General features: G+C 61.7%; 24 protein-coding genes. 15 read left to right on the forward strand and 9 right to left on the reverse strand.

Annotation, left to right across the window (positions count from 1 at the left end):
• Positions 1–2: 2 nt before the first annotated feature.
• From BLQ55_RS23420 to dksA, 4 genes are all read right to left on the reverse strand, one after another.
• Positions 3–2,957, reverse strand: coding sequence for a sensor histidine kinase (locus BLQ55_RS23420; protein WP_176814243.1), 2,955 nt, complete (start codon positions 2,955–2,957; stop codon positions 3–5).
• Positions 2,941–3,117 carry a hypothetical protein gene (locus BLQ55_RS23425; protein WP_003176118.1) on the reverse strand — a complete coding sequence of 59 codons (177 nt, stop codon included), beginning with the start codon at positions 3,115–3,117 and terminating at the stop codon, positions 2,941–2,943. Before BLQ55_RS23425 ends, BLQ55_RS23420 begins: the two co-directional genes overlap by 17 nt.
• 77 nt (positions 3,118–3,194) lie before the next feature.
• Positions 3,195–4,076: a tRNA glutamyl-Q(34) synthetase GluQRS gene (gluQRS, locus tag BLQ55_RS23430; protein WP_092257389.1), complete on the reverse strand. Its 882-nt coding sequence runs from the start codon at positions 4,074–4,076 to the stop codon at positions 3,195–3,197.
• A 234-nt stretch (positions 4,077–4,310) separates the two neighbouring features.
• Entirely contained in the window at positions 4,311–4,754 is a 444-nt protein-coding gene (dksA, locus tag BLQ55_RS23435; RefSeq protein ID WP_003205639.1) for an RNA polymerase-binding protein DksA, read from the reverse strand.
• Positions 4,755–5,092: 338 nt separating this feature from the next.
• Between dksA and BLQ55_RS23440 the strand changes: the two genes are divergently transcribed.
• Positions 5,093–6,265, forward strand: coding sequence for a pyridoxal phosphate-dependent aminotransferase (locus BLQ55_RS23440; protein WP_092204268.1), 1,173 nt, complete (start codon positions 5,093–5,095; stop codon positions 6,263–6,265).
• Positions 6,265–7,020 carry a DNA/RNA nuclease SfsA gene (sfsA, locus tag BLQ55_RS23445; RefSeq protein ID WP_092204269.1) on the forward strand — a complete coding sequence of 252 codons (756 nt, stop codon included), beginning with the start codon at positions 6,265–6,267 and terminating at the stop codon, positions 7,018–7,020. Before BLQ55_RS23440 ends, sfsA begins: the two co-directional genes overlap by 1 nt.
• Here the strand turns inward: sfsA and BLQ55_RS23450 are convergent.
• Entirely contained in the window at positions 6,976–7,293 is a 318-nt protein-coding gene (locus tag BLQ55_RS23450) for a Rieske (2Fe-2S) protein (RefSeq protein WP_092257391.1), read from the reverse strand. The two genes, sfsA and BLQ55_RS23450, sit on opposite strands and share 45 nt — an antisense overlap.
• A 255-nt stretch (positions 7,294–7,548) precedes the next feature.
• On the opposite strand from BLQ55_RS23450, the gene BLQ55_RS23455 reads away from it, so the two are divergent.
• From BLQ55_RS23455 to BLQ55_RS23470, 4 genes are read left to right on the forward strand one after another with little or no spacing between them, the layout of a single operon-like run.
• Entirely contained in the window at positions 7,549–8,427 is an 879-nt protein-coding gene (locus tag BLQ55_RS23455; protein WP_092204271.1) for a heme/hemin ABC transporter substrate-binding protein, read from the forward strand.
• A 50-nt stretch (positions 8,428–8,477) separates the two neighbouring features.
• Complete coding sequence (locus BLQ55_RS23460; RefSeq protein ID WP_170847640.1) at positions 8,478–9,461, forward strand: FecCD family ABC transporter permease; 984 nt, start codon at positions 8,478–8,480, stop codon at positions 9,459–9,461.
• Positions 9,461–10,228: a heme ABC transporter ATP-binding protein gene (locus tag BLQ55_RS23465; RefSeq protein ID WP_092204273.1), complete on the forward strand. Its 768-nt coding sequence runs from the start codon at positions 9,461–9,463 to the stop codon at positions 10,226–10,228. Before BLQ55_RS23460 ends, BLQ55_RS23465 begins: the two co-directional genes overlap by 1 nt.
• 22 nt (positions 10,229–10,250) lie before the next feature.
• Positions 10,251–11,099, forward strand: a complete 849-nt coding sequence (locus BLQ55_RS23470) for a ChaN family lipoprotein (RefSeq protein WP_092257394.1) — start codon at positions 10,251–10,253, stop codon at positions 11,097–11,099.
• Between the two features lie 221 nt (positions 11,100–11,320).
• On the opposite strand, the gene BLQ55_RS23475 is transcribed toward BLQ55_RS23470, so the two are convergent.
• The 3 genes from BLQ55_RS23475 to BLQ55_RS23485 all read right to left on the reverse strand — a co-directional run bounded on the left by BLQ55_RS23475 (position 11,321) and on the right by BLQ55_RS23485 (position 13,806).
• Positions 11,321–11,593, reverse strand: coding sequence for a TfoX/Sxy family protein (locus BLQ55_RS23475; RefSeq protein WP_003205623.1), 273 nt, complete (start codon positions 11,591–11,593; stop codon positions 11,321–11,323).
• Between the two features lie 223 nt (positions 11,594–11,816).
• Positions 11,817–12,158 (reverse strand): pentapeptide repeat-containing protein, encoded by a 342-nt coding sequence (locus BLQ55_RS23480; RefSeq protein ID WP_060740600.1) that lies wholly within the window; start codon positions 12,156–12,158, stop codon positions 11,817–11,819.
• A 91-nt stretch (positions 12,159–12,249) separates the two neighbouring features.
• Positions 12,250–13,806 carry a bifunctional aminoglycoside phosphotransferase/ATP-binding protein gene (locus tag BLQ55_RS23485; RefSeq protein ID WP_092257397.1) on the reverse strand — a complete coding sequence of 519 codons (1,557 nt, stop codon included), beginning with the start codon at positions 13,804–13,806 and terminating at the stop codon, positions 12,250–12,252.
• A gap of 119 nt (positions 13,807–13,925) precedes the next feature.
• Between BLQ55_RS23485 and mrcB the strand changes: the two genes are divergently transcribed.
• The 3 genes from mrcB to BLQ55_RS23500 are packed head-to-tail and all read left to right on the forward strand — an operon-like array spanning position 13,926 to position 17,309.
• Complete coding sequence (mrcB, locus tag BLQ55_RS23490; RefSeq protein ID WP_092257400.1) at positions 13,926–16,244, forward strand: penicillin-binding protein 1B; 2,319 nt, start codon at positions 13,926–13,928, stop codon at positions 16,242–16,244.
• 16 nt (positions 16,245–16,260) lie between these two features.
• On the forward strand, positions 16,261–16,980 hold the full coding sequence (locus BLQ55_RS23495; protein ID WP_092204277.1) for a tetratricopeptide repeat protein: 720 nt from the start codon (positions 16,261–16,263) through the stop codon (positions 16,978–16,980).
• Positions 16,980–17,309, forward strand: a complete 330-nt coding sequence (locus BLQ55_RS23500; protein WP_092204278.1) for a YqcC family protein — start codon at positions 16,980–16,982, stop codon at positions 17,307–17,309. Before BLQ55_RS23495 ends, BLQ55_RS23500 begins: the two co-directional genes overlap by 1 nt.
• Positions 17,310–17,315: 6 nt before the next feature.
• Here the strand turns inward: BLQ55_RS23500 and BLQ55_RS23505 are convergent, their stop codons facing one another.
• Positions 17,316–17,738 carry a DUF4124 domain-containing protein gene (locus BLQ55_RS23505; RefSeq protein ID WP_175459562.1) on the reverse strand — a complete coding sequence of 141 codons (423 nt, stop codon included), beginning with the start codon at positions 17,736–17,738 and terminating at the stop codon, positions 17,316–17,318.
• 401 nt (positions 17,739–18,139) lie between these two features.
• Here BLQ55_RS23505 and BLQ55_RS23510 point away from each other — a divergent pair, with 401 nt between their 5' ends.
• From BLQ55_RS23510 to msrQ, 6 genes are all read left to right on the forward strand, one after another.
• Positions 18,140–19,864: an acetolactate synthase 3 large subunit gene (locus BLQ55_RS23510; protein WP_060743130.1), complete on the forward strand. Its 1,725-nt coding sequence runs from the start codon at positions 18,140–18,142 to the stop codon at positions 19,862–19,864.
• A 2-nt stretch (positions 19,865–19,866) separates the two neighbouring features.
• Positions 19,867–20,358: an acetolactate synthase small subunit gene (gene ilvN / locus BLQ55_RS23515; protein WP_003205610.1), complete on the forward strand. Its 492-nt coding sequence runs from the start codon at positions 19,867–19,869 to the stop codon at positions 20,356–20,358.
• Positions 20,359–20,402: 44 nt separating this feature from the next.
• Positions 20,403–21,419 (forward strand): ketol-acid reductoisomerase, encoded by a 1,017-nt coding sequence (ilvC, locus tag BLQ55_RS23520; protein ID WP_024779611.1) that lies wholly within the window; start codon positions 20,403–20,405, stop codon positions 21,417–21,419.
• Between the two features lie 145 nt (positions 21,420–21,564).
• Entirely contained in the window at positions 21,565–22,410 is an 846-nt protein-coding gene (gene pssA / locus BLQ55_RS23525) for a CDP-diacylglycerol--serine O-phosphatidyltransferase (RefSeq protein ID WP_092204280.1), read from the forward strand.
• Positions 22,411–22,485: 75 nt separating this feature from the next.
• Positions 22,486–23,499 carry a protein-methionine-sulfoxide reductase catalytic subunit MsrP gene (gene msrP, locus BLQ55_RS23530; protein WP_092257406.1) on the forward strand — a complete coding sequence of 338 codons (1,014 nt, stop codon included), beginning with the start codon at positions 22,486–22,488 and terminating at the stop codon, positions 23,497–23,499.
• Positions 23,499–24,119: a protein-methionine-sulfoxide reductase heme-binding subunit MsrQ gene (msrQ, locus tag BLQ55_RS23535; RefSeq protein ID WP_092204282.1), complete on the forward strand. Its 621-nt coding sequence runs from the start codon at positions 23,499–23,501 to the stop codon at positions 24,117–24,119. Before msrP ends, msrQ begins: the two co-directional genes overlap by 1 nt.
• The last annotated feature ends 383 nt before the right edge of the window (positions 24,120–24,502 follow it).

Here is a 24,502-nt window from a genome sequence, read left to right on the forward strand (position 1 = left end):
TCTCAGTTCACAGCGGACGTCGCTTCGACATGACGCGGCAAGGTCACCCGGATACGGGTGCCGCGCTGGCTATGAACATCGGCCGGGCTGTCGATGGTGATTTGTCCATAATGCTCTTCAACGATGGAATAGACCAGTGCGAGGCCCAGACCGGTGCCTTCGCCAGGATCCTTGGTGGTGAAGAAGGGTTCGAACAATCGGTCCATGATGTTCTGTGGGATACCGCTGCCTTCGTCTTCGACGATCAGGTCGACCGTGTGTTCGAACGCTTCGCTCTTGACCCGCACCGCGCTGCCGGCCGGTGAGGCGTCCCGCGCGTTGGAGAGCAGGTTGATCAACACCTGGGCGAGCCGCTGGGGGTCGCCATCGACCCAATGGTCCGGGTCGCACAGGTTGAAGAATTGCACTTCGAAATTGCGCCGGTTGAGGGCCAGCAGACCAATGGCGTCCTGGGCCACTTCGGCCAGGCAGACGGGCTCGTCATTGTGCTGGTGACCGCCGGCATGGGCGAAGCTCATCAGCGACTGGACGATGCGCGACACGCGTTTGGTCTGTTCGAGGATCTGGCCGCTGATCTCCGTCAGCTCGCCGTCGTCCTCGCGCTCTTCGCGCAGGTTCTGCGCCAGGCAGGCGATGCCGGTGATCGGGTTGCCGATTTCGTGGGCCACCCCGGCGGCCAGCCGGCCAATGCTTGCCAGGCGTTCGGAGTGGACCAACTTGTCTTCGAGCATCTGGGTGTCGGTCAGGTCTTCCACCAGCAGCACCAGGCCGCTGTTGCCCGGTGCCAACGGCTCGTCGATCGCCGCCTTGTGCAGGTTCAGCCAGCGGGTCTGGCCGTCGAGGGCCAGGTGCTGTTTGTGCAGGTGCTCGTCAGGCAGGTCGATGAAGCCTTGCAGCAAGCCTTTCCATGGCTCGCCCAGGGTGCTCAGGCGTGAACCGACCACGCGCTGGGCGGCGATCCCGGTCAGTTCTTCCATGGCCTTGTTCCACATCAGGATTTCCTGGTCCTTGGCCAGGGAACACACGCCCATCGGCAGTTCCTGCAGGGTCTGGCGGTGGTAACGGCGCAAGGCGTCCAGTTCGGCGGCCAGGCCGGTGAGGCGCGAATGGTAATCCTCGAGGCGGCTTTCGATGAAGTGGATGTCTTCGGTGACATAGTTCTCGCCACCGGCCTTGTAGGGCAGGAACGTCTCGACCATGTCCTGGGCCACGCTGGGGCCCATCAGGCCGGACAGGTTGGCCTCGATCCGGTCCCGCAGGCGACGCAAGGCATACGGGCGGCGTTCATCGAAGGGCAGGTAAAGGTCGCGCAGGGCCTGTTCGACTTCCTTTTGCGCGGCTTTGGCACCCAGGGGCTTGGCCAGTTGCGTGGCGAACTCCTGGGGCGAGGCAGCGTGCAGCTCGCGGCGCTGCGGACGACGAACATTGTCGACCGCACAGGCTTCGGCGGCGCTGGCCTCTTCGCTGCTGGCGTTGGTGAACAGCGAGATCAGGGTGAACATCAGCACGTTCGCTGCCAGGGACGCGATGGCCGCCATATGCCAACTGGTGTCGTCGAGCACGTAGATCATGTTCAGCAGTGGAATATAGAAACCCTGCAAGTTGCCCATCAGCGGCAGCAGCATCGCCACCAGCCACACCAGGATCCCCGCCAGCAGGCCGGCGATGAAGCCGCGGCGGTTGGCGGTCGGCCAATACAGCACCGACAGCACGCCGGGCAGGAACTGCAAGGTGGCGACGAAGGCGACGATGCCCAGGTTGGCCAGGTCCTGCCCGTCGCCCAGCATCAGGTAGAAACCGTAGCCGGCCATGATGATCGCGACGATCAGCGCCCGTCGGGTCCATTTCAGCCAGCGGTAGATGTTGCCTTCGGCCGGTGGCTGGTAGAGCGGCAGCACCAGGTGGTTGAGGGCCATCCCCGACAAGGCCAGCGTGGTGACGATAATCAGGCCGCTGGCCGCCGACAGGCCGCCGACGTAAGCCAGCAAGGCCAGGGCCTTGCTGTTGGCGGCGATGCCGATGCCCAGGGTGAAATATTCCGGGTTGGTGCTGGCGCCCAGCTTCAGTCCGGCCCAGAGGATCAACGGCACCGCCAGGCTCATCAGCAGCAGGAACAGCGGCAGGCCCCAACTGGCGCTCACCAGCGAGCGCGGGTTGAGGTTTTCGGTAAAGGTCATGTGGTACATGTGCGGCATCACGATGGCCGAGGCGAAGAACACCAGCAACAGCGTGCGCCACGGGCCTTCCTGCAAGGGCGTGTGCAAGGCGGCGAGGGCGGTCTGGTTCTGCAGCAGCCACACTTCCAGCTGTTGCGGGCCGTCGAACACGCCGTACAGGGCATAGAGACCGACGCCGCCGATGGCAATCAACTTGATCACCGACTCGAAAGCGATCGCGAACACCAGGCCTTCGTGTTTCTCCCGCGTGGCGATGTGCCGGGAACCGAAGAAAATCGTGAACAGGATGATCAGCACGCAGAAACTCAACGCCACCCGGTGCTGCACCGGCTCGCGCGTCAGGATGCTGATGGAATCGGCCACGGCCTGTATTTGCAGGGCCAGCAACGGTAACACCCCGACCAGCATGAAGATCGTGGTCAGGGCGCCGGCCCAGGTGCTGCGAAAGCGAAAGGCGAACAGGTCGGCCAGGGAGGACAGTTGGTAGGTGCGGGTGATTTTCAGGATCGGGTAGAGCAATACCGGCGCCAGCAGGAACGCGCCCGATACGCCGAGGTAACTGGAGAGGAAACCATAGCCGTACTGATAGGCCAGCCCGACCGTGCCATAGAACGCCCACGCGCTGGCATAGACACCCAGCGACAGGGTGTAGGTCAGCGGGTGGCGGATGATCGCCCGGGGAATCATGCCCCGTTCGCTGATCCAGGCCACGCCGAACAGCACCGCCAGGTAGGCGGCGCTGATCAGGATCATCTGGGTCAGGCTAAAGCTCATCGGCATCTTTTTGGCTCTGCAGGATGAAGGTCACGACAATCAGGATCAGCCAGAGCAGATACGGCCGATACCAGGCACCCGTGGCATCGATCCACCAATCCATGATGGCCGGGGAGAACAAGTAAATCCCCACTACCAGGAGCAGGACCAAGCGATAGATATACATCCCGGCCTCTCTAATTTATGCGCGTGCCCGAAAACGTGCGGCGATGGTAACGGATGGGCGCCAAGCTGCAAGGGCCGTCAACGTATTTGCGCTTCGGGCAGGCTCAGTGTGCGCGGGATCTTGCCCGCGTCCCAGTGGCGAATGCCCCAGGCCAGCAGTTCCCGTGGGCTGGCGTCGTCCAGTTCGGGCCCCGGTTGCTGGCCCAGCGCGCGCAACGCCCGTAGCAGCAGCGGCGTGGCCTGGTCGGCCGCCAGTGGCGGTGAACGGTAGGATTTGCCGAGCTTGTGCCCGTCGGGCTGGGTGATCAACGGCACGTGCAGGTAACGCGGTTGTGGCAACCCGAGCAGTTCTTGCAGGTAGAGCTGGCGCGGCGTGGAGTCCAGCAGGTCGGCGCCGCGCACGATATCGGTCACCCCTTGCCAGGCGTCGTCCAGGACCACGGCCAATTGATAGGCATAGAGTCCGTCGCGGCGGCGGATCACGAAATCACCGACTTCACGGCCCAGGTGCTGGCGGAATTCGCCCTGGACCCGGTCGGTGAAGTGGTACTCGAGCTCGGGGACGCGCAGGCGGATGGCGGCGTCCTCGGTGCCGTGCCCGGCATTGCGGCACAGGCCCGGATAAATGCCCCGGTACGCCTCCAGTTGCTTGCGCGAACAGGTGCAGGCATAGGCCAGGCCCTGGCTGAACAGCCGGTTGATGACTAGGTCGTAGGCGTCATGGCGCTCGCTCTGGCGAACCATTTCGCCGTCCCATTCAAACCCGTAGCTTTCCAGCGCCTTGAGAATCGCCGCTTGCGCGCCCGGTTCTTCCCGGGGCGGGTCGAGGTCTTCCATGCGCAGCAACCAGCGGCCGTCCACGGCCCGAGCATCCAGGTACGATGCCAGTGCGGCGACCAGCGAACCGAAATGCAGGTGGCCGCTGGGGGTGGGGGCGAAGCGTCCGATGTAGGCAGTCATAGGGCAAATGTTACTGGGTCCGGGCGGTGGGCGTGCAATCTCGACAACAAAGCATATCCCCTTGTGGGAGCGAGCTTGCTCGCGATAGCGGCCTGTCAGCCACATCACTGTTGGCTGACCCACTGCTATCGCGAGCGAGCTCGCTCCCACAGGGGGGCACCAAAACGTGGGGGTAAATATCGGAAACAAAAAACGGAGCGTATGAACGCTCCGTTTCGATAACAGCTCCGGCGATTACTTGCCGACCTGTTTTTCCTTGATTTCCGCCAGGGTCTTGCAGTCGATGCACAGGTCGGCGGTCGGTCGGGCTTCCAGGCGACGAATGCCGATCTCGATGCCGCAGGACTCGCACCAACCGTACTCTTCGTCTTCGATCAGTTGCAGGGTCTTGTCGATTTTCTTGATGAGCTTGCGCTCACGGTCACGGGCGCGCAGTTCGAGGCTGAACTCTTCTTCCTGACTGGCACGGTCGGCCGGGTCGGGGAAGTTGGCCGCTTCGTCTTTCATGTGATCCACGGTGCGGTCGACTTCCTGCATCAAGTCCTGTTTCCACTTGTTCAGGATCTTGGTGAAGTGCGCGCGCATGGGGGCGCCCATATACTCTTCGCCAGCTTGCGGGACGTAAGGCTCAAACCCGCTGAGCGACTGATTTTGATTTTGCTTTGCTTGGGTGGGCATGAATGGACCGCCTCTACTCTTGTAATCCACTACGCAGGATTGCTCCATCACCGACACCTGCCGGCCCTGCGGCTGCAAGCGGGCGAACTTACCAGATCAAATCGGGCCGCGCTACTCCCGGTTGTCGAGCCTGCGGCGGCCGGGGCCTGTAAAACGTGGCCGGGTTCGCTTCGGTGGGGATCTAAACCTGCTCAATGCTTGATTCTAGTCAAGCCTGGGCCAATCGCGGGAGTCATTTCCTGCAATTCGAGGGCTCAGACCGCTTTGGTCTCGCGCGTGTTCCCGCAGTTGTTCCCGAGTTGGGTAGAATCGGTTCTTTTTCCCCTGAAGGAAGGCCAATGGCTCAGCCCTACAGTGCGCGCAGCCGCGCCATCGAACCTTTCCATGTGATGGCGCTGTTGGCTCGCGCCAACGAACTGCAAGCCGCCGGGCATGACGTTATCCACCTGGAGATCGGCGAGCCGGACTTTACCACCGCCGAACCGATCATCCAGGCCGGCCAGGCCGCGCTGGCGGCGGGCAAGACCCGTTACACCGCGGCCCGTGGCATTCCCGAGCTGCGCGAAGCCATCTCCGGTTTCTATGGTCAGCGCTACGGGGTGGACATCGATCCTCGACGGATCATGATCACGCCGGGCGGCTCCGGCGCGTTGCTGCTGACCAGCGCCTTGCTGGTGGACCCGGGCAAGCATTGGCTGTTGGCCGACCCCGGCTATCCGTGCAACCGTCATTTCCTGCGCCTGGTGGAAGGCGCGGCGCAATTGGTGCCCGTGGGGCCGGACGTGCGCTACCAATTGACGCCGGACCTGGTGGACCGTCATTGGGACCAGGACAGCGTCGGTGCGTTGGTGGCCTCGCCAGCCAACCCGACCGGGACGATTCTCACCCGGGACGAGTTGGCAGGGTTGTCCAAGGCCATCAAGGGCCACAACGGCCATCTGGTGGTGGACGAGATCTATCACGGCCTGACCTATGGCACCGACGCCGCCAGTGTGCTGGAAGTCGACGACGACGCCTTTGTCCTTAATAGTTTTTCCAAGTACTTCGGCATGACCGGCTGGCGGCTGGGCTGGTTGGTGGCCCCTTCGGCGGCCATCGGCGAGCTGGAAAAACTTGCACAGAACCTCTACATCAGTGCGCCGAGCATGGCCCAGTATGCCGCCCTGGCCTGTTTCGAGCCCGCCACCATCGAAATCTTCGAGCTGCGGCGGGCCGAGTTCGCGCTGCGCCGCGACTTTCTGCTGCCGGCCTTGCGGGAATTGGGCTTCGGTATCGCGGTGGAGCCCCAAGGGGCGTTTTACCTCTATGCCGATATCAGCACCTTCGGCGGCGATGCCTTTGCGTTCTGCCAGCATTTCCTGGAAACCGAACACGTGGCCTTCACCCCGGGTCTGGATTTCGGCCGTCACCAGGCCAGCCACCATGTGCGGTTCGCCTACACACAGAGCTTGCCGCGGCTACAGGAAGCGGTGGCGCGAATCGAACGTGGACTGCGGAGCTGGCAAGGCTGATGCGTTTCTCCCCTGCGTTGGAAGAAGGTCGTCTGATTCGACGTTACAAGCGTTTTCTCGCTGATATCGAGACCGTTCACGGCGAACTCCTCACTATTCACTGCCCCAACACCGGCTCGATGCTCAACTGCATGGCTGAAGGCGCGCGCGTCTGGTTCAGTCGCTCCAGCGACCCCAAGCGCAAGTTGCCCGGAACCTGGGAAATCGGCGAAACCCCTCAAGGGCGGCTGGCCTGCATCAATACCGCACGCGCCAACGCCTTGGTCGAAGAAGCCTTGCGCGCCGGAGTCATCAGTGAACTGAACGGGTTCACCGGGCTCAAGCGTGAAGTGGCTTATGGCATGGAGAACAGCCGCATCGATTTTCGCCTGGACTACGCTCAAGGCTCGGCCTGGGTCGAAGTCAAAAGTGTCACGTTGGGTTTCGATGGCACCCAAGTGGCGGCGTTTCCCGATGCGGTCACGCTGCGCGGAGCCAAGCACCTGAGGGAGCTGGCCTGCCTGGCCCGGGAAGGTGTGCGAGCGGTGCAGCTTTATTGCGTGAACCTGAGCGGCATCGAGGCCGTGCGCCCGGCACACGAGATCGACCCGGTATACACCGCAGCCCTGCATGATGCGGTGGCGGCGGGGGTGGAAGTGTTGGCCTACGGAGTTACGCTGACGCCCGAGCAGATGTGGGTGGACCGTGCGTTGCCAGTGTTGCTCACGACGCTAGAGTTCGACCCAGATGCCTTGCTTGTCCTCCCGGCTGTCTAGCGCGGCCAGGAACTGGCCGGCGCAGGGGCCGGCCACGCATTCACCGCTCTCGATCAGGAACAGCGCGCCGTGAGTGGCGCACTGGATCAGGCTGGCGCTGGGGTCGAGGAACTGGTCGGGTTGCCATTCCAGTGGCACGCCCCGGTGCGGGCAGCGGTTGAGATAGGTATGCACCTGGCCGGCGCGTCGCACGGCCAGCACCTTGCGCCCATTGAGGTCGAAACCGCGACTGCCGTTTTCGGGCAGTTCGGCGGCAGTGCAAAGAAACTTCATGTGTGTCTCTATATATCTGTCGGAGTGAGCCTCTGTGGGAGCGAGCTTGCTCGCGATAGCGGTCGATCAGCCAACATTAAGGTGACTGGTACACCGCTATCGCGAGCAAGCTCGCTCCCACAGGTTTCGTGTGGCAAAAGATCCACCCTTGACGCTCAAATGAAAACAATTATCAAATGGCGCTTCCTTCGCAGGTGGTCGAGGATACTTGGCCCGGCCCGGTCCTGCGAAAAACTTCTTTGAGGAAGCTGCCCGATGCGTCTGAACATCCGCGTTGTTGCGCTCTGTGTCGCACTGTTGGTCAACCAGGGGGCCAGCGCGGCTGAATCGCCGCAGCGTTGGGTCAGCGCCGGCGGCGCCTTGTCGGAGTGGGTCAGCGCGTTGGGGGGCGAGTCGAAACTGGTGGGCGTGGACACCACCAGCCAGCATCCTGAATCCTTGCGGGCCCTGCCCAGCATTGGCTATCAGCGACAACTGTCCGCAGAGGGCGTATTGAGCCTGCGTCCGCAGATCCTGGTGGGCACCGAGGAAATGGGGCCGCCACCTGTGCTGGCGCAAATCCGCGGCGCTGGCGTAAAGGTCGAATTGTTCTCGACCACGCCAGACCTGCCGACCCTGCAGGGCAACTTGCAGCACCTGGGGCAATTGCTGGGGGCGCAGGCCGAGGCGACACGGTTGTTCGACCGTTATCAGGAACAGCTCGCCCAGCAGCAGGCCCGGGTGACCGAGGCCCAGCGCAAGCAAAAGGCTCCCGGCGTATTGCTATTGGTAGGCAGTTCCGGTGGCAAGCCACTGGTCGCTGGCAAGGGCACGGCTGCCGATTGGCTGTTACAGCAAGCCGGCGGTCACAACCTGGCGACCCACAGCGGCTATAAATCCTTTTCAGTGGAAACCCTGGCCAGCCTGAATCCTGAAGTGCTGGTCTTCGCCGACCGAGCCTTGAGTGGTGAAGAAGCCCGTGCGGCGCTGTTCAGGGAAAATCCGATTCTTTCCTCGACCCGAGCCGCCAGGGACGGGCGCGTCATGGAGCTCGACCCGACGCTGCTGGTGGGCGGATTGGGCCCGCGGCTGCCGCAGAGCCTGGTGAAACTGACGGCAGGCTTTTATCCGGCTGAGCCGGCCGCGGCGCCATGACTTCGTCGGTCAAGCCTCGCACCTTGTTTATCGGCCTGGGCCTGCTGTGTTTGCTGACGACCTGGCTGTCCCTGGCCCTGGGGCCGGTGAGCCTGCCCCTGCTGGACACCTTGCGCGCCGCTTTGCGGCTGTTGGGCCTGCCGGTGGCCGCCGATGGCCTGGAACAGGCCGAACTGATCCTCGGCCAGATCCGTTTGCCACGCACTCTGCTGGGCTTGGCGGTGGGCGGGGTGTTGGCGTTGTCCGGTGTGGCGATGCAGGGGCTGTTCCGTAACCCGCTGGCAGACCCGGGGTTGGTGGGCGTGTCCAGCGGTGCGGCGTTGGGCGCAGCCGTCGCCATTGTCGGTGGCTCGGCGCTGGGTGGATTGCCCGAAGCCTTCGGCCCTTACGTGTTGTCGTTGTGTGCGTTCCTTGGCGGGCTCGGCGTTACGGCGCTGGTCTATCGCCTCGGCCGCCGCAATGGCCAGACCCATGTCGCGACCATGCTCCTGGCCGGCATCGCCCTGACCGCGCTATCCGGCTCCGCCGTCGGCCTGTTCACCTACCTGGCGGACGACGCGACCCTGCGCACCCTGACGTTCTGGAACCTGGGCAGTCTCAACGGCGCCAGTTACGCAAGGTTGTGGCCGCTGTTGCTGGTCAGCGCCGGCGTGGCGCTCTGGCTGCCACGCCGAGCCCGGGAGCTCAATGCGCTGTTGCTGGGCGAGTCCGAGGCAGCCCATTTGGGCGTCAACGTCGAAGCCCTCAAGCGTGAGCTGGTATTTTGTACGGCCCTGGGGGTTGGCGCGGCGGTGGCGGCGGCGGGCATGATCGGTTTCGTCGGGCTGGTGGTGCCGCATCTGGTGCGCCTGGTGGCCGGCCCCGACCACCGTGTGTTGCTGCCCGCTTCAGTGCTGGCGGGGGCAAGCCTGCTGTTGCTCGCTGACTTGGTGGCACGCTTGGCGCTGGCCCCCGCGGAATTGCCAATCGGCATCGTCACGGCCTTCATCGGTGCGCCGTTCTTCCTCTATCTATTGGTACGAGGGCGCGGCTGATGTTGCGAGCACAAAACCTGCACATTCAACGTGGCCGCAAAACCGTGCTGGCGGACATCGATCTGCTGCTCAACCCCGGCGAGGTGCTCGGTGTGCTCGGGCCCAACGGTGCGGGCAAAAGTACCTTGCTGGCGGGCCTGTGTGGCCAATTGCGACCGAGCCAGGGGCAGGTCTGGCTCGAAGACCGTCCACTGGCCCAATGGCAGGGGGCCGAGCGCGCCCGTCGCCTGGCGGTCTTGCCGCAGTCCTCGACCCTGGATTTTGCCTTTCGCGTCGAGGAAGTCGTCGGCATGGGGCGCCTGCCGCATCAGAGTGGTCGGCTGCGCGACGAGCAAATCGTCGCCGCTGCGCTGCAAGCGGCAGACGCCGCGCATCTGCACGGTCGCAGTTACCTGGCGTTGTCCGGTGGCGAACGCCAGCGGGTGCATCTGGCACGGGTGTTGGCGCAGTTGTGGCCGGGTAAAGCGGGGCAGACCCTGTTGCTGGACGAGCCGACCTCGATGCTCGATCCGCTGCATCAGCACACCATCCTCCAGGCGGTACGTGAATTCGCCGGTCGCGGCGCCGCTGTGCTGGTTATCCTGCATGACCTGAACCTGGCGGCGCGCTACTGTGATCGCCTGTTGCTGCTCGCGTCCGGTCGACCGGTGGCCCTGGACACGCCCCGGCACGTGCTGCGTCCGGAACCGCTCAAGGCGGTGTTTGGCCTGGATGTGCTGGTGCAAGACCATCCGGAGCGCGGGCATCCATTGATCATCGCCCGTTGAGGGCGCCCTGGAGGATACGGACGTGCGCCTGCTCCTGATTCTGGCATTGAGTGTATTGACGGCGTGCCAGAGCATCGCCCCGCCCCCGCTCGGCGGACGGATTCGTGATTTGCACAACGGCCAGGCCGTGACGCCACAGGCACTGGTCGAACGCCTGGCAAAGGCGCCTCGGGTGGTGGTAGGGGAGCGGCACGACAATCCTGACCACCACGCGCTGCAGCTATGGCTGCTCCAGGCCTTGGCCGGACAGCGGGCCCAGGGCAGCCTGTTGCTGGAAATGCTCACCCCCTCCCAACAGCCACGCGTTGATTCGGTCCGCCAACTGCCCGCCTTGCCCAAGGACCTGCCCGACGCGCTGGCCTGGTCCCCCGGCTGGGATTGGAGCCTGTACGGACCCATCGTCGAGTTTGCCCTGGCGCAACGCTATCCATTGCTGGCCGCCAATCTGGACCCCGCCGAGATCCAGCGTTTCTACCGACAAACGCCCAGCTTGATGGGCGCGCGCGCCAATGCCGCCACGGTGAAAGACGCGTTGTTGGGGCAGATCCGTGAATCCCACTGTGGTTTGCCGCCAGAGTCGCAAATGCCACCGATGCTGGCCGTGCAGCAACAGCGTGACCGGCGCATGGCCGAACGCCTGCTGCAAGCGCCGACACCGGCATTGTTGTTCGCGGGCGCCTGGCATGGGCGAAAAGATGTCGGCGCGCCGCTGCACGCGTTGGACCTTGGTGCCAGCGAGGCTCCGATCGTCCTGATGTTGGCCGAGGAGGGCAGTGACGTGACGTCGGCCATGGCGGACTACGTGTGGTACACCCAGGCCATGCCGCCCCAGGATTATTGTGCGCAGATGCGTGAACACATCGGTAAGTGATATCGCAGGCAAAAAAAGACCCGGCAAGAGCCGGGTCAAATAACCGTGATTAGCCTGATGAGGAGATATCTGAGAGTCCGAACCAAGGGCTGTTCAAATATCGGCCAGTCTCGCGACTGGATGTGGTAATCATAGCGATTCTCATTACCATGTCAAACATTGTTTTTGCGATTCGTCGAAATAACCTCGCGGCCAGGGTTCGCACTGGAAACGAAAGGGCATCAGGCTTTGTGACGCGTCGAAATGGCGTCCAGCTGTTTATTCAGGGCTTCCTTGCGTTCAGCGGGGATGTCGTTCCAATGCACATCCATCAACGCACCCTCGATGGCGTACAGCAACACCTTGGACGCCCGGAAGCCGCGCGTGCGCACCGCGCGATAGGCGTCCACCGCCCCAAGCCGGCGTAGATCGGAAGCGCTGTGGATACCCACGGCGTGCAGCCACTGGGCCGACGTCTTGCCCAGATTCTTCAGGTGTTGCAGTTCATCATTCATCGAGCCTCCTTGCGACGGCCGACTGGTGCGGTGGGCAAGCTTCTGAGCAGTGTAGCGGTCAGTAGGAAAAGCGTGATTCTTTGGTGGGATTCGATGCAAAAGCTTCTAATGCATTACGCACGATGAGGAGGGAAAAGACTGCATTCTCCAGCGCAAGCGGGGGCGCTGGAGGTCCGTTCGGTCGTGGCGGGTCCGCGCGTCGGCCGGCCCGGTTCAGGCACTGTCAGCGGGTGCGGTAGCGCAGCCGGGTGCCGAAGTTCATCGACATCAGGATTTCATCCGCAGACAGTTCGGGCGGAAAGTAGGCGCCGGATATCTGCGCATGGGCCAGGCTCGCGCCTTCCAACGACGACTTGCGAAAATCGATGCCGCGCAAATCGGCGGAGCGGAAGTAGGCGTCGCTGAAGTCAACGTCGTCCGCGTTCAGTTCCCGCAGGTCAAGGCCTCGAAAATCGCCGCCGCGCATGTCGACCGGACCTTGTGGGCGTTCGCTGTTGAACCCGGCGATATCATCTTTGCGCAGCAAGGCATAAAGCGGGGTACCGAGAAGTTTGGGAAGGCTCATTTCATATCACCTGATGGTTTTATGACGCCAGTATAGTGCCACTATTTGACAGCCGTGAAGCCGGACATCGCTTCACGGCCGAAATAATGATCTACAGGCCTGGCAGGCGCTGGCGGATCTGCGCGACCACGACGTCGAGCGTACCGCTTTCGTTGGTTTGGACCCGTTTGCTGCAGAGAATTTCCGCCGGGGTCAGGGCTTCACGGCTGGACTGTTGTGCGGCGATGACTGCCAGGTTCGCATCGGAGGGGTCTTGTTGGTCGGCCTGGCGCTGTGCCAGCCGGCTTTCGATGACCGCTTGCGGCGCGTCGCAGTCGAGGATCAGGAACGGAGCGCCCGTGGCCTCGGCGACTTTTGCCGCGGCGTCGCGCTGATCGTGTTTGAGGTAGGTGGCGTCGATCACTACTGGGAATCCGGCGCGCAGGATCGCCGCGGCGACTTCATGCAGGCGGGCGTAGGTGGCGCTGCTGGCGTCGTTGCTATAGATGCCGGCTTGTGGATCGTTGGGAACCTGTTGCTGGCCGAACAGGCGTTTGCGCTCCACGTCCGAGCGCAGGCGAATGGCGCCCAGTGCCTCTACCAGGCGCATCGCGACATGGCTTTTGCCAACGGCCGAAACACCGTGGGTGATGGCCAGGAAAGGCGATGGAATGGTGCTGTAGCTTTCGGCCAGGTTGGCGTAGTTGCGGTATTGGCGCAGGGTGGTGGCGCGCTGCACCGGATCGGCTTCGGCCGGCATGCTGAACAGCGCGACTTTTGCCCGGACGAGGGCGCGGTAGGCTTTATAGAAGTTCAGCAGTTCCAGGCCCTGGTAGTCGCCGGTCAGTTCCAGGTACTGGCTGACGAAACGCCGCGCCAGGGACTTGAGACCACGGTCCTCCAGGTCCATCGCCAGGAAGCCGGTGTCGGCGTAGACGTCAGTGAAACGGAACGGTTCGTTGAACTCGATGCAGTCGAAAATCACCACCTTGCCGTCGATCACAGTGGCGTTGCCCAGGTGGATATCGCCGTGGCATTCGCGGATGAAGCCTTCGGCCTTGCGCTGGGTGAGCAGCGGCTTGAGGCGTTCGAAACTGCTTTCGGCCCAGGCTTGCAACGCTTCGAGTTGCAGCAGGTCGGCCTTGTCGTTGAGGAACGGGCGGATCTGTTCGAAGTTCTGCAGCACCGGCGCCATCACGCTTTGCGGGGTACCGGCGGCGTTTTCGGCGGGCACCTCGGGCGTGGAGAGGTGGAACTGGGCGATCTGGGCGGCCATTTCGTCGATGTGCGCGGTGGTCAGTTCGCCGTTGGCTTGCAACGTGCTGAGCAATTGGCTTTGCGGGAACTGACGCATCTTCAGGGCGTATTCGATGGCCGGACCGTCGCCACCCAGTTGTGGTGCTTCGACGCTACCGGTAATCGGCAGGACGTCCAGGTACAGGTCTTGGGTCAGGCGCTGGTTCAGGCGCAACTCTTCTCTGCAGAAATGCTGGCGCGCCTCGAGGCTGGTGAAATCGAGGAAGCCGAAGTTGACCGGCTTTTTGAATTTGTAGGCGTAAGGCCCAGTGAGCAATACCCAGGAAATGTGGGTTTCGATGACCTGGAACGCTTCGACGGGATGTGGGTAGAGGGCCGGGTTTTGCAAGGCGGCGATCAGGGATTGGCTCACGGGCGGTCCTTCAGAGTCTGAGAAAATTCAAGGCCGTCATTATGGCGGCAAGCCGCGCTAACGCAAACCGCGTGGCGGGCTCATGTTGAACCGCGGCAAAGTGCGTATAATCCGCCGCCATGACTCGTACCCGATCCCCCCGTACCCCCAAGAAACCACCCGCCAGCCGCCTGCGGCCCTGGCTGGGCTGGGCCCTTAAACTCAGCCTGGTGGGCCTCGTCGTGCTCGCCGGTTTTGCGGTCTATCTCGATGCCGTGGTCCAGGAGAAATTCTCCGGCAAGCGCTGGACCATCCCGGCCAAGGTCTATGCCCGGCCGTTGGAGCTGTTCGTCGGACAAAAGCTGAGCAAGGACGACTTCCTGACCGAACTCGATGCCTTGGGTTATCGCCGTGAAAGCGTGGCCAATGGCCCGGGTGCGGCCTCGGTCAATGGCAATACCATCGACCTCAACACCCGTGGTTTCCAGTTCTATGAAGGCATGGAACAGGCGCAACCGGTGCGGGTGCGTTTTTCCGGTGACTATGTGGCTGCGCTGACCGGCGCCAACAACGCGAGCCTGTCGGTGGTGCGCCTTGAACCGCTGCTCATTGGCGGCCTGTACCCCAAGAACCTCGAAGACCGGATCCTGATCAAGATCGACCAGGTGCCGCCGTTCCTGCTCGACACGCTGATCGCCGTCGAAGACCGCGACTTCTATCATCACTTCGGCGTCTCGCCCAAGTCGATCGCCCGGGCCATCTGGATCAACACCTCTTCGGGTCATATGCGCCAGGGCGGCAGTACCCTGACCCAACAGCTGGTCAAGAACTTCTACCTGACCAACGAGCGCAGCCTGACCCGCAAGCTCACCGAAGCCATGATGGCGCTGTTGCTGGAGCTGCACTACGACAAACAGGAGATTCTGGAGGCGTACCTCAACGAGGTCTTCGTCGGCCAGGACGGTCAACGGGCGGTGCACGGTTTCGGCCTTGCCAGCCAGTTCTTCTTCAGCCAGCCGCTGTCCGAGCTCAAGCTGCATCAGGTGGCGTTGCTGGTGGGCATGGTCAAGGGGCCGTCTTCCTACAACCCGCGTCGTAATCCGGAACGTGCCCTCCAGCGGCGCAACCTGGTGCTCGACCTGCTGCAACAACAAGGTGTGGCGACGGCCGAGCAAGTCGAAGCCGCGAAAAAGATGCCGTTGGGCGTGACCAAGCGTGGCAGCCTGGCGGACAGTTCGTTCCCCGGCTTCATGGACCTGGTCAAGCGTCAGCTACGGGAAGACTACCGCGACGAAGACTTGACCGAAGAAGGCTTGCGCATCTTCACCAGTTTCGACCCGATCCTGCAGATGAAGGCCGAAGCCTCGGTCGAGGACACCTTCAAACGGCTGGGCGGACGCAAGGGTGCCGACGAAGTCGAAGCGGCCATGGTGGTGACCAACCCGGAAACCGGCGAAGTCCAAGCCATGATCGGCAGCCGCCAGGCCAGTTTCGCCGGCTTCAACCGGGCCCTGGATGCGGTGCGTCCGATTGGCTCGCTGATCAAGCCGGCGGTGTACCTCACCGCCTTGGAGAAACCGAGCCAGTACACGCTGACCAGTTGGCTGTCGGACGAGGCGTTCTCGGTCAAGGGCGCGGATGGCCAGGTCTGGAAACCGCAGAACTATGATCGTCGTTCCCACGGCACGGTGTTCCTCTATCAGGGGTTGGCGCATTCCTACAACCTGTCGACGGCTCGCCTCGGGCTGGAAGTCGGCGTGCCGAACGTACTCAAGACCCTCGCGCGCCTGGGCGTAAGCCGCGAACTGCCGGCTTTCCCGTCGATGTTGCTGGGGGCGGGCGGGCTGACGCCGATAGAAGTGGCGGCGATGTACCAGACGCTGGCCAACGGCGGTTTCAATACGCCGATGCGCGGGATCCGCAGCGTGCTGACCGCCGATGGCGAGCCGCTCAAGCGTTATCCGTTCCAGATCCAGCAGCGCTTCGATCCGGCCTCCATTTATCTGATCCAGAGCGCGATGCAGCGGGTCATGCGTGAAGGCACCGGCAGTTCGGTTTATAACGTGTTGCCCCGGACCCTGACCCTGGCGGGCAAGACCGGGACCAGTAACGACTCGCGCGACAGTTGGTTCGCCGGTTTCAGCCAGGACTTGTTGGCGGTGGTCTGGCTCGGACGCGATGACAACGGCAAGACCCCGTTCACCGGCGCCACTGGCGCGTTGCAGGTCTGGACCAGTTTCATGCGCAAGGCCGACCCGTTGCCGCTGGACATGCCGCAACCGGACAACATCGTCCAGGCCTGGGTCGATTCGCGCACTGGCCAAGGCTCCGACGCCAATTGCCCGGGCGCCGTACAGATGCCGTATATTCGCGGCAGCGAACCGCCACCCGGTGCAGCCTGTGGCGGCACGAATCCCGCCGAATCGGTGATGGATTGGGTCAAGGACTGGATGAATTAAGCAAAGAGGGTTTCAAGTGAACAAGTGGTTGATTCCAGCGGTAACGGCCGTGGCTTTGCTCAGTGGTTGCTCTACCGTACAGCGCGGTTCGATTCCGGTCGTCGACTCCGGCACGGCTGTGTCCAACAGCGAGCGGGTCTCGGCCAACGGCGGTTTCCGTCAAACGACAGTGAAGCGGCCTGTGCAAGGCCAGGTCCAGGCCATCCCGCAGGGTGACACCGGTGTCGTCGTGATGGTGCCCGGCGGTGGTGCGACAACCTCGGTGCCGATCAGCAGCACGCCGATCACGCCGGGCCCGATCACGCCAGGGCCTATCGAAACTTCGCCGATCGATCAGGGCAGCTACAGCATGCCTTCGACGCCGAGCAGCGTCCCGTCGGCAAGTTCCGGTGGTTTGTCCGCCGATGAACAACTGGACGGCCCGGTGCTGGCCCTGCTGACCACGGCGCAACAGCAACAGGCCGGCGGTGACCTCAACGGTGCGTCCTCCAGCCTGGAGCGCGCCCAGCGTGTAGCGCCGCGCGAACCCCAGGTGCTCTATCGCCTGGCCCAGGTGCGCATGGCCCAGGGCGATGCGCCGCAAGCCGAACAACTGGCCCGCCGTGGCCTGACATTCTCCAGTGGTCGCCCGGCGCTTCAGGCCAGCCTGTGGGAATTGATCGCCCAGGCCCGTGAGAAACAAGGCGATTCCGCTGGCGCGGCGCTGGCCCGTCAAAAGGCCAAGGTTTCGCTCTGATGGATAGGCGTTTTCCCCAAATCGCCGATCAGTTGCTGCTGATCGAGCGGGAGCTGCGGGTCCAGGGTTGGTGGAGCGAGGTATCGCCTTCGGCCGAGGCGCTGGCCAGTGTGGAGCCGTTCGCGGTCGACACCCTGGATTTCGAGCAGTGGCTGCAATGGATTTTCCTGCCCAGGATGAAAGCCATCCTGGAAAACGATCTGCCGCTGCCCAACGCCTCGGGCATCCTGGCCATGGCCGAGATGGTCTATGCCCAGCGTCCCGGGCAGGGCGTGGCGTTGCAGCGGCTGTTGGCGCAGTTCGATCAGATGATCAGCAACGTCGGCTGACCGACGTCACTGGCAGTGCTCATCGATCTGCTTGCGGGTTTCCTCGATGCGCTGGCGCCGCTCTTCGTCATTGAGGCGGCGCATTTCCCCTTCCACGTCTTCACGTACCCGCGGGTTGTTCTGCAGCTGCGCCAGGTTGGTCCTGGCCTGCTCGCAAAACGCCTTGAGCTGGGCTTCCTGCTCGGCAATCTGTTTCTTGACCTCTTTATCGATCGCCTTCTGGTCGCCAATGACGCCGCCGGAAGGAGGCGCGGGCGGTTTGGCGACGGATGGCGAGGACTTGATCACGGTCGTGGCCTCGGCGTCCTGGGGCGGCTGGGATCCGAAGTGGGTGACACCTTGGGCATCCACCCATTTGTAGACCTGGGCGGCCATGCATATCGGGCTCAGGCCAACCAGCAGGCTGGCCGTCAAGAAGATCATTCGCATGCTGTTTCCTTGTCTTGGGTTGCGCAATTGAAGCTAACACAGTTGCCGTTTAAGGGTTTTTTCTTGCGTTCTCATGCGCTTACTTCGAATAAAGCACATAGACGACTTGACTTGAAGGAGGCGAAACAGAAGAATCCAAAGTCCGCTGTAGAGGGACTGCCAGAAGCAGGCCCGCTCGGCAGATCATGAGGCGCACATCCGCGCCGACCTGTTACACCCGCAACGCGTTACCTCGCGCTGGGTGGGAAAGGCCCGCAACACTTGGGACGATCCCAATACTTGCTCAGTCAGTGCTGACGTAGTCGGCGACCACCGTCGCTCATGCTCTGCCGAGAAGTAAACCTATTAAGACCCGTCCCCTTTTTGTGGGTCGGTATTCTGGCGTTTTAGAGGTGAACAACGTGGAGCTTTTATCTGGCGGTGAGATGCTCGTCCGCTTTTTGCGTGACGAAGGCGTCAAATATATCTACGGGTACCCCGGTGGTGCTCTTCTTCATGTCTACGATGCCCTGTTCAAAGAACCGGAAGTGACCCACATCCTGGTTCGTCACGAGCAGGCGGCCACCCATATGGCTGATGGTTATGCCCGTGCTACCGGCAAGGCCGGCGTGGTCCTGGTGACGTCCGGTCCTGGCGCCACGAACGCCATCACCGGTATCGCCACCGCGTACATGGACTCCATCCCGATGGTGATCATCTCCGGCCAGGTGCCCAGCACCATGGTGGGTACCGATGCGTTCCAGGAAACCGACATGATCGGTATCTCCCGGCCGATCGTGAAGCACAGCTTCATGATCAAGCACGCGTCGGAAATCCCGGAAGTCATGAAGAAGGCTTTCTACCTGGCTGAATCCGGTCGTCCGGGCCCGGTCGTGGTCGATGTCCCGAAAGACATGACCAACCCGGCCGAGAAGTTCGAATACATCTTCCCGAAAAAAGCCAAGCTGCGTTCCTACAGTCCGGCGGTCCGTGGTCACTCCGGGCAGATCCGCAAGGCAGCCGAAATGCTGCTGGCGGCCAAGCGCCCTGTGCTGTACTCCGGTGGTGGCGTGATCCTCGGCGGTGGCTCCGCGCCGCTGACCGAACTGGCCAAAATGCTCAACCTGCCGGTCACCAATACGCTGATGGGCCTGGGCGCCTTCCCAGGCACCGACCGTCAGTTCATCGGCATGCTCGGCATGCACGGCAGCTACACCGCCAACCTGGCGATGCACCACGCCGATGTGATCCTGGCGGTCGGTGCGCGTTTCGACGACCGTGTGATCAACGGCCCGGCGAAGTTCTGCCCGAACGCCAAGATCATCCATATCGACATCGACCCGGCGTCCATCTCCAAGACTATCAAGGCAGACGTGCCGATTGTTGGTCCTGTCGAGAGCGTGCTGACCGAAATGGTCGCCATCCTCAAGGAAATCGGCGAGGTTCCGAACAAGGAGTCCGTGGCCAGTTGGTGGAAGCAGGTCGATGAATGGCGCGGCGATCGCGGCCTGTTCCCTTATGACAAGGGCGACGGCAGTGTGATCAAGCCGCAGACCGTGATCGAAACCCTGTGCGAAGTGACCAAGGGCGATGCCTTTGTGACCTCCGACGTGGGTCAGCACCAGATGTTCGCGGCGCAGTACTACAAGTTCGACAAACCCAACCGCTGGATCAACTCCGGTGGCCTGGGCACCATGGGCTTCGGTTTCCCGGCGGCCATGGGTATCAAGTTGAGCTTCCCGGATGCCGACGTCGCCTGCGTCACCGGCGAGGGCAGCATCCAGATGAACATCCAGGAACTGTCCACCTGCCTGCAATACGGTTTGCCGGTGAAGATCGTGATCCTGAACAACGGTGTGTTGGGAATGGTTCGCCAGTGGCAGGACATGAGCTACGGCAGCCGTCACTCGCACTCCTACATGGAATCGCTGCCTGATTTCGTCAAGCTGGCGGAGGCCTACGGTCACGTTGGCGTGCGCATCACCGAATCGAAGGATTTGAAGTCGAAGATGGAGGAAGCGTTCGCCATGAAGGATCGCCTGGTGGTGATCGATATTGCGGTCGACACCAGCGAGCACGTCTACCCGATGCAGATCAAAGACGGCTCCATGCGCGATATGTGGCTGAGCAAGACGGAGCGTACCTAATCATGCGACACATTATTTCCTTGCTTCTGGAAAACGAACCGGGTGCGCTGTCTCGTGTTGTAGGCCTGTTCTCGCAGCGCAACTACAACATTGAAAGCCTGACCGTGGCGCCAACCGAAGACCCGACCCTGTCGCGTCTGACGCTGACCACCGTGGGGCACGATGAAATCATCGAGCAGATCACCAAGAACCTGAACAAGCTGATCGAGGTGGTCAAGCTGGTGGACCTGTCGGAAAGCGCTCACATCGAGCGCGAACTGATGCTGGTCAAGGTCAAGGCCACCGGCGCCCAGCGCGCCGAGATCAAGCGTACTACCGATATTTATCGTGGGCAGATCGTCGATGTCAGCGCCAGCGTCTATACCGTTCAGTTGACCGGTACCAGCGACAAGCTCGACAGCTTCATTCAATCGATCGGCACTGCCTCGATTCTGGAAACCGTACGCAGTGGCGTCACCGGGATTGCCCGTGGCGACAAAGTACTGAGCATCTAACCAAATTAGCGAATGGCCTGAACGGCCGGATATAGGGGAAATTCATGAAAGTTTTCTACGATAAAGACTGCGACCTGTCGATCATCCAGGGTAAGAAAGTCGCCATCATCGGCTACGGTTCCCAAGGTCACGCCCAGGCGTGCAACCTGAAGGATTCCGGCGTTGACGTGACTGTCGGCCTGCGTAAAGGCTCGGCCACCGTCGCCAAGGCCGAGGCCCATGGCCTGAAAGTGGCTGACGTGGCTTCCGCCGTTGCCGCTGCCGACCTGGTCATGATCCTGACTCCGGACGAGTTCCAGGGCGCCCTGTATCGCGATGAAATCGAACCGAACATCAAGAAAGGCGCGACCCTGGCCTTCTCCCACGGTTTCTCGATCCATTACAACCAGGTCGTGCCGCGTGCCGACCTCGATGTGATCATGATCGCGCCGAAGGCCCCGGGCCACACCGTGCGTTCGGAGTTCGTGAAAGGCGGCGGTATCCCTGACCTGATCGCGATCTACCAGGACGCTTCGGGCAACGCCAAGAACGTGGCCCTGTCCTACGCTGCCGGTGTGGGTGGCGGTCGTACCGGCATCATCGAAACCACCTTCAAGGACGAGACCGAAACCGACCTGTTCGGCGAGCAAGCCGTTCTGTGTGGCGGTACCGTCGAACTGGTCAAGGCCGGTTTCGAAACCCTGGTCGAAGCGGGCTACGCGCCAGAAATGGCTTACTTCGAGTGCCTGCACGAACTGAAGCTGATCGTTGACCTCATGTACGAAGGCGGTATCGCCAACATGAACTACTCGATCTCCAACAACGCCGAGTACGGCGAGTACGTGACCGGTCCGGAAGTGATCAACGCCGAATCCCGCCAGGCCATGCGCAACGCCCTGAAACGTATCCAGGACGGCGAATACGCCAAGATGTTCATCAGCGAAGGCGCCACCGGCTATCCTTCGATGACCGCCAAGCGTCGTAACAACGCTGCGCACGGCATCGAAATCATCGGTGAGCAACTGCGTTCGATGATGCCGTGGATCAGCGCCAACAAGATCGTCGACAAAGCCAAGAACTAAGTCGCGAACTTGAGTCGAAAAACGCGGCCTTGGCCGCGTTTTTTCGTTTGGGCGATGGGTTCTGGTATAAAGCTGCATCGTTTGCGGCCGAACCGTCGTCCCAGACATCTGTCGAATTTTTTCACACCGTTGCAAGGTATTGCCCATGAGCGAACGTCCCGACGAGCCAAACCAGGCTCCTGACGCCGAAAGCCTGTTGCCCATCGATGAGCACGTCGAAGAAGGCCATGACGCTGAAGGCCGTAAGGTCCGGCATCGTGGCATCTATCTGCTGCCGAACCTGTTCACCACCGCGAACCTGTTCGCCGGTTTCTATTCCATCATCAACTCCATGAGTGCCCAGGCTGCCTTGAGCGCCGGTGATAGCGCAGGGGCGAGCCGTTACTTCGCCTTCGCCGCCATTGCCATCTTCGTCGCCATGGTGCTCGATGGCCTGGACGGGCGTGTTGCCCGCATGACCAATACCCAGAGCGCGTTCGGCGCCGAGTACGATTCACTGTCCGACATGGTCGCGTTTGGCGTGGCTCCCGCCTTGCTGGCGTTCGGCTGGGCGCTGGGGGACATGGGCAAGGTCGGCTGGATGGTTGCCTTCATCTATGTGGCGGGTGCGGCGTTGCGCCTGGCTCGTTTCAACACCCAGGTCGGCAAGGCTGACAAACGTTACTTCATCGGCCTGGCCAGTCCGGCCGCGGCGGGTGTGGTGGCCGGTGTGGTCTGGGCATTCAGCGACTATGGCATCCAGGGTTCGAAAATGTCGTTCCTGGTAGCGCTGCTGGTTGCCGCGGCCGGGATGCTGATGGTCAGCAATATCAAGTACAACAGCTTCAAGGAGCTGGATCTGAAGGGCCGTGTGCCATTCGTGGCGATTCTGGCGGTGGTGCTGGTATTCGCGGTGGTGTTCAGTGATCCGCCGCGTATCCTGCTGCTGGTGTTCCTCGCCTATGCCGCTTCCGGCCCGGTGCAATATTTGTTGCGTCTTCGCCGACGCTAAACGTTGCCTTAATGTAATTTCCCCCATACTCCGCAGTCTATTGGTGCATCTGCCCTCCAATACTGCGGAGTTGTCATGCTGATCAAGATCCCCAAGTCGTCCGACTGCCGTGAATCGGACGTCACGCCCGAATCCCTCTATCTATCCCGTCGTCAGATGCTCGGTGCAACCATGGCGGGTCTCGCCGTGAGCAGCTTGCCGCGATGGGCCAGCGCTGCTGAAGCGGCGCGTTATGCCGAGGTCGAGCCGGGCAAGGCGCCGTCCTGGTTCGCCGAGAAATTGCCCTCCATCCAGTGGGAGGCGGTCACGGTCAAGAACGAGTCCATCACACCGTTCAAGGACGCGACCCATTACAACAACTTCTATGAGTTCGGGACCGACAAAGGGGACCCGGCAGCCAATGCCGGCTCCTTGAAGACCGAACCCTGGAGCGTGGTCGTGGACGGGGAGGTGGGTAAGCCGGGGCGCTATGGGTTGGAAGACTTCATGAAGCCTTATCAACTGGAAGAGCGGATTTATCGACTGCGCTGTGTCGAAGCCTGGTCGATGGTCATTCCGTGGATCGGTTTTCCCATCTCGGCATTGCTCAAGCAGGTCGAGCCGACCTCCAAGGCCAAGTACATCCGCTTCGAAACCTTGCGCGACCCCAAGGTCATGCCGGGGCAGCGTTCCGGTTTCGCCTTGATCGACTGGCCGTATGTGGAAGGCTTGCGATTGGACGAGGCGATGAACCCGCTGGCCATCCTCGCGGTCGGGATGTACGGGCGGGAGTTGCCGAATCAGAACGGCGCGCCACTGCGCTTGGTGGTCCCGTGGAAGTACGGTTTCAAAAGCGTGAAGTCCATCGTGCGCATCAGCCTGGTGAGCGAACAGCCGAAAACTACCTGGCAAAGCATCGCATCTGATGAATACGGCTTTTATGCCAACGTCAATCCAACGGTCGATCACCCTCGCTGGACCCAAGCGCGTGAGCGTCGTTTGCCCAGTGGGCTGTTCAGTCCCAATGTGCGCGATACGCTGATGTTCAACGGCTATCAGGATGAAGTCGCTTCTTTATACGCAGGGATGGACCTGAGGAAGGACTACTGATGCGTTTTCCATTCTGGCGAATGAGCGTCTTCATCGCCGCGGCAGTCTGGCCGTTGCTCTGGCTTTACGAAGCCTTGATGAATGCGTTGGGCCCAGACCCGGGCAAAGTGCTGGTGGATCGGCTCGGGTTGGGGACGCTGATTTTGCTGCTGATCACCTTGAGCATGACGCCGTTGCAAAAATTGACGGGGTGGGCGGGGTGGATTGCGGTCAGGCGCCAGTTGGGGTTGTGGTGTTTTGCTTATGTGACGCTGCATTTAAGCGGGTATGCGGCGTTCATACTGGGGTTCGACTGGTCGCAGTTGGGCGTCGAGTTGAGCAAGCGGCCTTACATTATTGTCGGGGCGCTTGGGTTTCTCGGCTTGCTGGTGCTGGCGGTCACATCCAATCGCTACAGCCAGCGCCGACTTGGCGTGCGCTGGAAGAAATTGCATCGCCTGGTGTATCTGATTCTGGGGCTTGGGTTGCTGCATATGCTGTGGATCGTGCGGGCTGATTTGAAGGAGTGGTCGATATACGCCTTTATCGGGGCCGTATTGTTGATGCTTAGAGTCCCGCCGGTTATGCGCCGGATCCCGCGTTTGCTGGGTAGGAAAGTCCCTTCTGCAACAAAAGCGTAATTAAGGGTTGACGGCAGATTCTGGAAGTCTATAATTCGCCCCACTTCCGGCGCAGTCGAAACGGAAAACTCCTTGAGATTCAATGAGTTAAGTAGGTTTCGAAGGTGCAGGGCTTCAGTTCATCGAAGTCCGGAAGGCGCAGGTAGAGCAGTGTTGTTTGGCTCTATATGCGGTTCGATCCTCTCGGTCGAAAGCGGTGAAAAAGAGGTGTTGACAGCAGCGAGTAACGCTGTAGAATTCGCCTCCCGCTAACGAGAGATCGGAAGCGCAAGTGGTTGAAGTTGTTGATGTTTCGGAAGCGAAACTTTGAAAACTTCTGAAAATAACCGCTTGACAGATACACGGGGCGCTGTAGAATGCGCGCCTCGGTTGAGACGAAAGGC

It is taken from the genome of Pseudomonas sp. NFACC13-1 (assembly GCF_900104425.1).
Taxonomy (GTDB): domain Bacteria; phylum Pseudomonadota; class Gammaproteobacteria; order Pseudomonadales; family Pseudomonadaceae; genus Aquipseudomonas; species Aquipseudomonas fluorescens_AA.